Origin of the sequence: Paenibacillus sp. FSL H3-0310, from assembly GCF_038002785.1 — a bacterium.
Lineage (GTDB): Bacteria > Bacillota > Bacilli > Paenibacillales > Paenibacillaceae > Paenibacillus_AQ > Paenibacillus_AQ odorifer.
Window position 1 is genome coordinate 537,050 of sequence record NZ_JBBODC010000002.1, and the last position, 12,300, is coordinate 549,349.

The window sequence follows — 12,300 nt, forward strand, 5'->3', positions numbered from 1 at the left end:
GGTTTCCCGAGTGCGTAATGCACCCGAGGAACCGCCTTTTTTTATAAACCCAATCTGATCTGTAGGAAGTGTTATGATTCCATCCCAGCTTCACTCTCTTCGTAATGGCTCGTATCCCCATGCAGCAGGATTTCCGGCACACCATCCGTAAAATCAACCCTGCATAAGCAGGTCGGATAAATGTAAGGCAGATCCCAGAGCTTAGGCAGCGCTCTGCCCTCAAAATAGGCCATTAACAGCTTAATCACTACTGTATGTGTGACAATAAGAATGGTCTCACCTTGATGGTCAACGAGAATTTCCTGAAGCTTACCCAGCGCCCGTGCCTGCACCTCTGCGAAGGTCTCACTACCCTCCACTTTAAACTGCTCAGGGTCTTGCCAGAAATTGCGATGCTGCTCCGAATACTCGCTCTCCAGCTCAGTAGAATCACGGCCTTCCCACATACCCATGCCAATCTCTTTGAACGCCTCAGAGGTCTTAAGCGGAGTACTCCGCTCTCCACGAATAATCTCAGCTGTGCGCAGCGCCCTTGGGCTGGGGCTTGCATAGATGACATCCAGCTGTTCAGTGCGCATTCCCCGGCTCAGCCATTCTGCCTGTTGCACACCAAGAGCCGTCAGTTCAGAATCCATATGTCCCTGCATCCGATGCTGCACGTTCCATTCCGTTTGACCATGCCGGGTTAAAAATATCGTTGTTGTACTCATGCCAGCTTCTCCTTCCATTTCCCCTATCCAATGAGGTTTTACTTCCTGTTCTGTTCCATCCAGTTCACTGCATAATCTACGATTTCCCGTTGCGGAATCAATTGAGCGGTTGCGGAAGCAACCTGTCCATATGTAATAAGTCCCGTCTCTTGTCCAAACTGATCTGCCAGCTGAACGAAATCGTCAGAATCCCAATCCAGCTCCTTAAATTCCACCCACTGCCTAACTCCATCCACCATAATGGGCGCCCCGCCAAGGGTTTCCTTCTTGCCAGCATAAGATGCGCGGCATTCGGCAAGATGCAGAGAAGTATTATTAAGATTGCCAACACCCAGCAACAGTACATGTCCGCCCAAATCGTAAATCCGAGCCAACGGAGAATCTTCCCCCAGACCCATTTCAATCGAATGACCATACATAATTTCGTCTCTATGCTTGCCCCAAGCGGCAAACGAATGAATCGGATGGTCACTGCGTTTTACTCCTTTTTGTTTACGGAAGCAGTCCGGAATAACCCCCATTCCTCTAAGCTGGGTCAGGTCTGGATCATAAGCCGGCATCTGCTCGCGGATACTCTGCCACCACGCCTCCGGCACCGGTGGGTTGCTCCAGCCTGCGGGATCAGTCAGGTCACTGGAATGAGTGGGCATTACCAGCGTGCCAGATTCTCCGAGGACCTCCTCCAATGCCAAAATAACAGCGACCGGGCCCCCGGCTACCCATTGGCCTAACGATTTAAAAGAAGAATGCAATAAAATCGTCATGCCCGCCTTAACGCCCAGTCGACGAAAATCCGCTGCTAATGTCTGAACCGTAATCAAATTGCCTTGTATTTCTTCCACCCTTCATTCCTCCAATGAATCTTCTCAAATCCATTATATAGGAGGGCCGCTTCTAAATGCATCTTCAATAGCCTCAACACTCTTCGGATACTATTTTCGCTCTATAATCACCTGGGGAAATCCCCTCCAGCTCTTTAAAAACACGGGCAAATTGTTTACTGTTCTCGAAGCCTACCTCTTCTGAGACTGTTGCGAGCTTACTGCAGCCTTTTGCCAATAGCTCTTTAGCGTGACGGATACGGACCTTTTTTAAATAAATAACAAAATTCTCACCGGTATATGCCTTAAAGGCTTCGCTAAAATAAGAATAATTCAGGGACACATGATTGCTGACCATAGCCATATTCAGTGGACGGGCATAGTTGGCTTCAATATAGCTCAGTGCCTCTTCCATATCCGCATGCTCGGTATGCGCAGACCTTACGCCTGCAATGTATTCATTCACACTCAAGAGTAAGTTCTCCAGCGCACGATAATATTCGTGGAAATGACGATAGTTGTACATATTGCCTACCGTGCGATACAGCTTCAATACCTCTACTGAGGCTTCGCCATGCACCCTAAAGACTTCATCCAACACCAGTTCGTTTACATTCTGTCCCACGGACTCCAGATAAGCTAGGTCCAGTTCCTTCAAATGCTCAGTTTGAAAAATCACAGATAGAAGATGCTTCATCTCCTTCTCGCGTTCTGTTCCCAGCATATTGAGAAGCTTGCGAAGCTCCTCCTTCGGTAAGGGAAAATTAGACCGTCCCTGGCCAACATCCCCATAATCCAACAAACTCAGTTGCGGATATAAAAAAGTATATTGCAGTGCCCGGCATGCTTCCTTATAACAGGAACGGAGGTCCTCAAGACTTTCTCCTTCGCTGCTAATCCCAATCGATAATCCCTTTATTTCCTTAGCTTCAGTTTGTCTGGACAGCTCTATAAAATCCTGTTTTCTGCTCCCGATCAAGACTAATTTGCCATCCCAATCCGTTGTGATTTCCGAGAAAAACTTTTCAAGCGGTCCGATCAATCGTTCCGCCAGTCCCTGAACATCCCCCGACTTCATTCTTGTTCCGTCATTGTAATAGTAATTCAACACACCAACTGTAAAAGGTGCTTGCAGATCACTTAGCCACTCTTGCTGCTCACGCTCCAGCGGAACCTCCTGCTGCATTAGCAGTCCCCGTAAACGACTGGACCGCAGTTCCCTGCGGAAGTGTTCCGTTTCCTGTTCCAGCTGCCTTGCGCTGAGATCCTGTTCTTCCTGTTCCTTATCGATATTCTTCAAAATTTCGAACAACTCATCTCGGCGAATCGGCTTCAGCAAGTAATCCTTCACGCGATAACGAATCGCGCTTTTGGCATATTCGAAATCATCATACCCGCTTAAGATCAGCACTGCTGGGCTTTTCTCACCACTTGTTACCTTAGATATCTGCTCCAACAGCGTAATACCATCCATCACTGGCATACGTATATCTGTAATAATAATATCTGCACCTTCGGTCTTAAATATCTCGAAACCCTCTGCGCCATTACTCGCCATTGTGATGGTATACACGGACGGAAATTCTCTTTCTATCATAGTCTTGAGACCGTAACGGATATTCTTTTCATCATCAATGATCAGTAGCTTCTTCATAGTTGTTTTTCTCCTGTCAAAAGAACTTTCGGCAAGGTCAGACGTACCATCGTCCAACTCCCTGCTTCACTCTGTACTACAAGCCCATATTCATCACCATAAAAGATTTGCAGTCGCTGATGTACATTTCTCAGTCCAATACCACCTGTTCGGCGGTCAACATCCCTCTGTTCTGAGGCACTCTCACAGCGCTCATCTTTCGCATAAATCGCCTCGTTCAAAGCAACCAACCGCTCTGGAGTTAAGCCGATGCCATTATCACGAAGCTCTATGCAAATATCACCTTCCGTTTCCGAAATATGAATATGAATGTTCGGGTCCTGTAAATTCTCTTTCTCGTCGCACCAAGCATGCTTAACACTGTTCTCTACAATAGGCTGCAGTGACATTTTCAGCACCTCCAGCTCCAAATATCGAGGTTCAATATGAAGCACTAACTTAACCGGATATTCAAAACGAATATTCATCACTTCAATGTAATTTTCAATGTGGCGGACTTCATCCCGCAGCTTCACATACTCTCCGGACCATTTAAAATTATAGCGCATCATCCCACCCAGCGAGGTCAGTGCGTCCGAGATCGTTCGTTGGTTCTCAATTTCAGCCAGCATTTTTATATTTTCCAGCGTATTATACAAAAAATGTGCGTCAATCTGGTTATGCAGCGTACGCAGCTCAGCCTCTTTAGACAACGCCTGCTTGCTCACTGCCTGAGCCACCAACGTATTGATGGTGTTCATCAGCTTGGAGAAATGATGGGCAAGCTCACCGACTTCTCCTCCACCACGAATCATTATTCCAGTGTACGCTTCACCTCTACGCACTTTTTTCATCGTTTCAGTCAATCTACGTAGATTTTTTAGAATAAAGGCATTTGTCACATAAGCGATCAGCGTTAGTAAAGTAATAAAACCAACATTGGCTCCAATGATTAAGTTGCGCGTGCGGGAGATATCCTTCATCACTCCCTCCATTGACACTACATTTAACAAATAAGCATCAATTCGTTCTAGCGGAGTGTTAATTAACAAAAACGATTTACCATTCTCCGAGTAATTACTGTCCCATTCGCCAGTTTCCCGGAACTGCTTATACCGTTCTGCAATCATATCAGCCATCTCTAGATTATCCTGCAAAAAAGAATTGTCCGGCCTGGTAAAAAGCTGCAGCTCACTATCCACAAGGAACATCTGGGTCTGATTATCCCGTACATCTGTATACGTCTTGGGTGTAAACCGACTAAGCAGCATATCCACCTGCACCATGCCGATATGATTGTCTGCTGGCCGACTCTTCTCACGCAGCAAAGAAACCTTTGGCAGACTCTCCGTCGGTGCTCCCGAGTATCTCTGCATCAAATCCGGATCATTTTTCTGAAAAGACCAGTATTCCTGCCCCTTCAATTGAAGCGCTTTCTGAAACCATGGGGTGGAAGAAACCCGCTCTTCGCGAAAGATAATCGGCCAAATTTCATGCACCTTATTACTTCTCGAATACAGTCTTAAATGCTCAATATTCGGATTATTAAATTGAATACGAGTCATATTTACATAAGCATTTGTATTAAAATCAACCAAATCTACTAGCTGCGGTTCGGTTTCATTCGCTAAGAATTTTTCTACTTCGGCATCAGAATAAGCCATTTGCGCCGCCCGTTCCATCGCTTCGATCTGATTATGAATATGCAGCTTCTCCATTTGCGACAAATAATCATTTTTCTCGACGGCATCGCGGAGATAGGTATTATTAATGGCTTTATAGGAGTAGACAGAAACCAGCATACACGGACCTAAAACAATAAAAACATAAGCTGCAATTAAACGGCTCTGAAGTGATCTTCGCCCCCACCAATAACTAAAAGAATGCCATAATGCTCTGGTTCGATCTCGCCTATTCACTTTATACACTTCTGTCCTGTCCACCTCGCTAAAATAGTGAATATTCAAATACTTAATATCTATTCCTTATTATAATTCGAAAATAACCCAAAAGCCCGCAGTTAGCGGGCATTTTGGGTCATACTTTTTATTTTATGGACAGCTTCACTTTATTCTCTTCATATTTCTTTTGTTGGTAGGCATCAAATACATCTTCGCCTTCCTTCTTTCTCTTCTCTAAATACTCATTCCAAATCTTATCGAATTCCGCATCGGAGGAAGCCATGAGCAATTTCGGCATAGTTTTACCGCGCAGCTGTTTCAGCTTCGAAGCGATGATGCCTTCAGGAGAGTTTCCTGTTGGTTCGATTTGTTGGAACTCGGAGGAGCCTATGGATTTACCTCTAGTCCAATCTTCCAATTGCTTAAATGGTTCTACCGATTTAGGAGCCCATTGGTCTGTGATATTCGTATTTTGCAGCATCCAGAATGTAAAGGAAGATCCGATTTGCTTATCAAACGTCGAACGGTCTTTATTCATCAAATCAAACACTTCTGGTTTAAATTGATCTTTTCCATCAATCGTATCGTAGCTGACACCTTTTTCGCCTAAGAACAAGTCTTTGTTGCCTTCTTCACTGTTCAAGTAGCTGAGGAAGCGGATAGCACGTGCTTTATCCTTAACATCTTTGGAGATCAGTGTTACCGTCCAACCGGAGATACCAGGGCCATCAAGGGTTGGTTTATCCAAGTTCGTATTGGAAGGTCCGTCAACAGCGATATACGTTTTGGTTGGATCCTGTTGGTAAATCGTTCCTAGTTGTGCTGCAAAGTCTGTACGTTGATACAGCATTGCGAAATAACGGCCTTGGGCAATTTTTTCTTCCATTTGTGGGCGTTTGTCGATAAAGATATCTTTAGCCAGCAGACCGTCTTGATTCGCTTGACGAAGTGCCTTCATCCAGCGGATATATTCAGGATCGGTTTCACGAGCATATACCTTGCCATCTTTTTCTCTTGGGATTGCCAAGAAGTTCTGCAGGTAACCTTCCAAAGAATCGTTACCGTTCTCGGTAAATTCATGCAAACCAAGTGGAATAAGCGGCTGTCCATTTACGTCAGGGAATTTCTCTTTCGCTAATTTAAGCGCATTCAAGAAACCTTCTGGTGTGCGCATATCTGGACTTCCAATAGCTTCATACATATCCTTGCGGACAGCGAATACTTGGTTGGATACGTAATTTTCTCCATATTTCTCATAGTCGGCAGGAGAGGAAGAAGAGTTAGGATAGCCATACACATTGCCGTCTTCTTGTGTATACCAGCCCAGCTTATCAGCATCGGATACTTTAAAGAAGTACGGATCATATTCATCAGCAAGTTTGTTCAATGGAAGAACAAGTTCACCTTCGACCATTTTCTTAATCGCATCTTCCCAGAAGCCCAAAGTGATGAAATCAGGCAATTTACCGGATGCAATCAGCGTGTTAAGCTTCTCATTCTCGTTACCAGCCGGAACGATGAAATTAATATCAACTCCGGTCTTCTTAGTTACATATTGGGAGGTTGGGTCCACGCCCCATTTATTAGGGAACCATGAGAAGTTCAGGTACCAGTCAAATGTAATGGGTGAAGTATCAATCTTCCATCCCGGTTCATCTGCTGATAATGCAGCAGCAGTCGGTTCAGCACTTGCCTCCGTATTAGTAGCTTTAGCGCTGTTAGCATTACCTTCGGCATTCTTGCCAGCATTATTCCCGCTGGAGCAGCCTGCGGCTGACAATGACATCATTATTGCGAGAAGCAGAACTCCCATTGCTTTTGGCTTACGTTTCATGCCCATGCTTGTTTACCCCTTTTCTATGAATGTTAATTATAAGCTCAACCCCAGTGCCTACAGCTGTAGGCAACCGGAGGAGTTATCACTGCTAGACATCAGCCCTTAATGGAGCCGATCATCATCCCTTTAACGAAATAACGCTGCAGGAACGGATACACGAATACTATCGGCAGTGTGGTCACTACCATCGTCGCCAGCTTAATGGACTGTGACGTTACGCTTCTCGTAACGCTGCTGCCTTGTACAGCGACCATCATTTGACTAGAGCTCGATTGTGCGACGACCCGGAACAAATACGTCTGAATCGGCTGCAGATCAGTATTATTGATATAGATCATACCCGTGAAGTAATCATTCCACTGATACACGCCATGGAACAGCGCAATGGTAGCAATTACAGGCATGGATACTGGAAGTACGATTCTTAGAAAGATGGACCAATCATTAGCACCGTCAATCCGTGCCGCTTCTTCCAGCCCATCGGGAATCTCCCGGAAGAAGGTCATGAAGATAATAAGATCAAAGAAGCTAAACATAACCGGAATAATATAGACTAGGAAATTCTCCAATAGGTGAAGGTCCTTCATCAGCAGGAAGGTAGGAATGAGTCCCCCGCCAAAAAAGAGAGTCACTGTACCCATCAGCATGTAGAACTTACCGCCAATGAGGTTTTTTCTGGAGAATGCATAAGCTACCATCGCTGTGAAAAATACATGCAGTACAGTACCCAAAAGTGTTTTGGCGACAGTAACCCACATCGCCTGCATGATGCCGGGGCTGGCAAACACGGCCTCGAAATTCTCAAAGCTGAACATCCGCGGCCACCAGTAGATTCCTCCCCGCATGGCGTCATTACCGTTATTGAAGGCGTTAACCAATACGTACCAGATCGGGTAAAGCGTTATGAAGCAGATACATAACATGATAAGGTTATTGATGATATCGAACAGGGCCTCGCCCTTCGTTTTACGCTTAAGTGCAAACATATATGGTCCTCCTTATCCTAGAACAACGATGTATCGTTGATTTTTTTAGATACTTGGTTGGCAATCAGCAGCAATATTAGAGCGATAACCGATTTTAACAATCCAACTGCAGTTGAGTAAGAGAAGCGGCCTGAGAGAATCCCTGTATAGTACACATAGTAATCAATTACATTACTTGCACTATCATTCAGTGAGTTGCGCAGGACCAGAATCTGATCAAAGTTGGAGTTCAGCACTCCGCTGACCGCGAGAATGAAGAGAATGCTGATTGTCGATTTAATCGCCGGCAAGGTAACATACCACATCTTCTGAAATCTGCCCGCGCCGTCGATTGTCGCCGCCTCGTACATTTCAGGAGATACACCGGAAATTGCTGCTAAATAGATAATCGCTGACCATCCAAGTTCTTTCCAGATATCAGAGGAGATAATAATTGTCCAGAAGTAACCAGGCTCAGCCAAGTATGTAATTGGCTGATCAATCAGATGAAGCGCTAGCAAAATGTTATTGATAATTCCTACATCAGCAAGCCATGTAGCCAAAATCCCTCCGAGTACCACCCATGAGAGAAAGTGGGGCAAATACGAAATCGTCTGTATGGTCTTCTTGAATTTCATTGAACGAACTTCATTCAGAAATAGAGCAAATATTATTGGCAATGGAAATCCGATAATTAGCTTAAACAAGCTGATGCCGAGCGTATTTTTAATTACATTCGAGAGATTGTCATCATCCATGAACTCTTTGAAATGTGTAAGTCCCACCCATGGGGCTTCTGCAATCGTTTTAACGATGTTGTAATCTTTAAAAGCAATGATAATTCCATACATGGGAATGTAGTTAAAGATTATCATCCACGCAATGCCGAGTAGAGCCATTGTCTGCAAATGACGCTGGGCAATGAACCTCTTCCAAAGCGGGCTCCGATTTACTTTACCGGTTTCGAAATTGCCAGGAATTAACGGCTTCATCGCTGAGCTTACTTCCATGCTTTTTTTGTTCTCCATCCTTTGGACCTCCAGGCTCTATATCTGTATTTAATCTAAAGCGCTTACAATGTTTATGTATCCATTGTATTTGCTTTTGCCTGTCTCCGTAAGGCTTTGAATTTCGGATTATAGGTACCATTTTTCGGATTGAGTGAAAATTTAAGGGCGAGCCGCAGCTCGCCCCTCTATTTTTATGCTAATACTGCTTGAATTTGTGCAATTTCTCCACGCCGCAGAGCCTCTGCCTCTTCACCGCGCACGAACGCTCCAGATATTTTAGTCACAGTTCCATTACGGTATACAAGCATCAAAGATTGAATGCTGACCTTCTTCTCGCCAAAGGTATTTTCACGTTTTGGGTTAGAATAGATTACCTCCGTATTCCCTAGGAAAGTGAAAGACAGTTTGCCCTCTTCATCAAACAGCCATCCTGGCAATACCGGATCGAGAGACAGCGTAAGCGCTCCATCCTCCATTCTGAAAACATGGCTTCCAGCCATCATTGTTCTCCACATGCTTAAGAATTCCGCGGTCGATCCACTAAGTCTCGCTACGAACCCTCTACCATGGTTATTTGGATCAGGATTGCCTCCAGTTGCGATAAATGATGAATTCTCCAGTGTACTGCGTCCATAAACAGCAGGATCAAGGAATGGCACCAGCGACGTCTTCAGCTCGCCGTAGAATTCCTCATACAGCCCGCCCTTCAGCAGCTCAAGCAAATACTTATAGGACATGTGCAGGAAGTTAGACTCCCGTTCTAGCCAGCCTGGTGTGAAGGCTCTCATCCGTCCGATTTCATGCGATTCACCTTCTAGACTAACAGAGGTCTGATACATAGATGTTGCCTGATCATACAGCTCTGTTTGCTTAATCAGATTATAGATTTTTTTTGCCTGCACCGGGTTCTTCATCGTCTTCAACCAGCGGGTAGGTCCTTCAAGGAAATAAGGCAAGGCATAAGCCTTAAACTCCTCTACCACAGCCTTTGGCAATCCGTATCCGCTAATGACTGGCTGACCCTCAGCATCTGTTACCTGATGGAATTTCTCCGCTTCAAAACGGAAATAGGTTGGGGTAAGTCCATTGCCCATTTCTACCGCCTTGTTGATCCCCTCATCAATTTTAACCAGGAACTTGGAAAGGGCTTCGCGGATGTGTTCCAAGGTTACTTCAGTTTCAGCACCCGTAATGCCAAACCGGATACTTGCTCTATAAGCTTCACGGGCTGAAGCTACTGTATCCCAATAGTTGAATTGTTCCACTTCTCCTGCTAGGACAGCAGTTACCGCGTGATATACCGCTTCAAGCAGCTCCGCGATTTCTTCTGGCAGCTTTACAGCTCCCTGTACATTCTCAGCACCGTTCAGCACATCCAGCAAAAAGACTACAGTACGCTTCAGCTCAAAAGTCTCACTCATTCCGGAGCCAAACAATCCCGGCAGACCGTTCATAGCATCGTTCCAGCCCGGCTTGTTGCCTTCCATCTCCACACCCATGCCGTAAGGGTCAAGCGTAGCAAATTTATTCAAAGCAAGAGACAACATCTTCACGAACAGATTGGTGTGGTAAATAGCACCTTGCCCACCTTTGGTACGCAGCCAATGGGTATCTCCAGCTTTCCATTTCAGCTTATGCAGCTTCTCCTCGTCCTCAAGGAGGGCGCCATATTGCCGGGCTTTTCCGTCACTAATTACATACTTCTCACTACGTGGCAGCACATATGCTGGGCTGTCATAGAACGCATAAGTACTATCCCCAAATAAAAGCTCCTGCTTCTTGTCAGGGAAGATGTCCAAATAACCTACTACGAGATCCAAATTGTACGTCCAGTGATCAGACCAGAAGCCTTCGCCAAAAGCAGCCTCAATGTTTTGCTGTGAAAGAGCCAGCAGACCCGACAGAAACTCCTGCTCACTAACCTTCAGCGTAACGTTTTGATCCGCAATGTAATTGATCAGGCTGCCTGGGGTGAACCGGCTGTTGCATAGCTTAACAAGCTCAGCTTGATGATCCGCAGCCGCTTCTCCGATCCATTCCGCAGCCTTCGCTTTGCTGTCTGGCTTCACTTCAAAGGTTGTTCCTTGAACACTTAGTGGATTGTAGCCATCTGCTTGAATCAAGCTATAGAACATTTTGATGTTGAAGCTGCCCACCTTCGGATTAAAAAACACATCATTCCGGCGGTTCTGATTCATGTCACGGAAGTTACCATTCCCCTGTGAATAATATTCTGGGGCAAGTGAGAAGAAGTTATAGTCGCGCTCCAAATCGCCATGCTTGCGGGAATATAAATGAACTACAAAGCCATCTCCGCCATTGTCAAAAATAAAAGGATAGCCTCCGCGCAGGAAGTTATCGAGATAGGACTGACGGCAATAAGCATCAAACACAGCCGATGAAGTGTGCGTGGCAATGTCTTCTGTTAATTCCTCTGTCAGACCTGCGGCTTCCTTGGATTTGGACAGGATATATTCATCCCGGCATAACTGCTCCGCCTTTTTATTGATTTTGTCGATGTCATTTACATGCCCAACCAAAGTATTCAGGGTCAAGCTGCTGCCGGGTGCCAAACGTCTAGCCACACCACTGAAGCCGCAAGGAACCTTATTGACTGGATATTGTGGAAGCTCACTCAGCTCCGAGAGCGTTAATCCCGCAAAGCGGTCTGGGTAAGTAAGAGAGGTATTGCCGCCGAAAATAAGTTCGAAATCAACGATTGGCGCGACTTTTTCTCCTTCTCCAGTAAACGACAGATAGAAATGTCCATTTGTGATTTCGCTAACCTGTGCACTATCATTGGTGCTGGAACGCAGCTTATAGAACGGAATACCGTTCTCCAGATTGTATACGTCCATCCAGCTGCGCAGCAGGTTACCAATCTCCTTGTAGCCGCTGTTTTCTACTCCGTAAGGCAAAATCTCAGGCAGACCATCCATCAGCTCCAGCTCAATCTCTTTGCCACCGATATTCTCAATCTCCACCCGACGTACCAACGCGGCATAATCGTCATTAGGCAGATTGAAATAGTGTACAGTCGTCTTCAGCCCATGCCCGGCATGGCTTTCTTCAAGGGTCAGTCCGTTAGGCAAAATGGTCATGATCCGCTTGGCGGCAGGATCTGGACGTGCCGATTGAAATGGCTCATAAATCTCTTGCTCACCTTTTATTTTAATAAAGGTTCGGAATCCGGTGGTTCCTACGTCTTTATAAGAGATATTTGCTGGAGAGAATTCCATGATTGGCGAGTTCTTGTCGCGTACCCCAAAGCTGCAAATCGCTTGCCCCCGGTTTACATAAAAAGTCCACATTGGAATTCCCTTAAGACCTGCAAGACCTGGCAGGAAACTAGAGAAAGGCTTTCCTGTATCAAACTGCTCCATTACAAAGTTACCTGATTCGAAATAATAATTACTCACGTTA

General features: G+C 45.4%; 8 protein-coding genes. All 8 read right to left on the reverse strand.

Translation table 11 applies throughout. The features are described from left to right. Nucleotides 1–71: 71 nt before the first annotated feature. The gene (locus MHH63_RS21820; RefSeq protein ID WP_339170971.1) at nucleotides 72–710 is read right to left on the reverse strand and encodes a histidine phosphatase family protein; all 639 of its coding nucleotides are present in this window, start codon (nucleotides 708–710) and stop codon (nucleotides 72–74) included. Nucleotides 711–748: 38 nt separating this feature from the next. Continuing rightward, entirely contained in the window at nucleotides 749–1,552 is an 804-nt protein-coding gene (locus tag MHH63_RS21825) for an aminoglycoside N(3)-acetyltransferase (RefSeq protein ID WP_076278895.1), read from the reverse strand. A 73-nt stretch (nucleotides 1,553–1,625) separates the two neighbouring features. Beyond that, on the reverse strand, nucleotides 1,626–3,185 hold the full coding sequence (locus MHH63_RS21830; RefSeq protein ID WP_248549096.1) for a response regulator: 1,560 nt from the start codon (nucleotides 3,183–3,185) through the stop codon (nucleotides 1,626–1,628). After that, complete coding sequence (locus MHH63_RS21835) at nucleotides 3,182–5,083, reverse strand: cache domain-containing sensor histidine kinase (protein WP_341172106.1); 1,902 nt, start codon at nucleotides 5,081–5,083, stop codon at nucleotides 3,182–3,184. Before MHH63_RS21835 ends, MHH63_RS21830 begins: the two co-directional genes overlap by 4 nt. Nucleotides 5,084–5,210: 127 nt before the next feature. Further along, the gene (locus MHH63_RS21840; RefSeq protein ID WP_036682600.1) at nucleotides 5,211–6,905 is read right to left on the reverse strand and encodes an extracellular solute-binding protein; all 1,695 of its coding nucleotides are present in this window, start codon (nucleotides 6,903–6,905) and stop codon (nucleotides 5,211–5,213) included. A 92-nt stretch (nucleotides 6,906–6,997) separates the two neighbouring features. Continuing rightward, complete coding sequence (locus MHH63_RS21845) at nucleotides 6,998–7,888, reverse strand: carbohydrate ABC transporter permease (RefSeq protein WP_036682603.1); 891 nt, start codon at nucleotides 7,886–7,888, stop codon at nucleotides 6,998–7,000. A gap of 17 nt (nucleotides 7,889–7,905) precedes the next feature. Continuing rightward, complete coding sequence (locus MHH63_RS21850) at nucleotides 7,906–8,895, reverse strand: ABC transporter permease (RefSeq protein ID WP_036682605.1); 990 nt, start codon at nucleotides 8,893–8,895, stop codon at nucleotides 7,906–7,908. A gap of 173 nt (nucleotides 8,896–9,068) precedes the next feature. Continuing rightward, entirely contained in the window at nucleotides 9,069–12,296 is a 3,228-nt protein-coding gene (locus MHH63_RS21855) for a cellobiose phosphorylase (protein WP_341172107.1), read from the reverse strand. Nucleotides 12,297–12,300 lie beyond the last annotated feature (4 nt).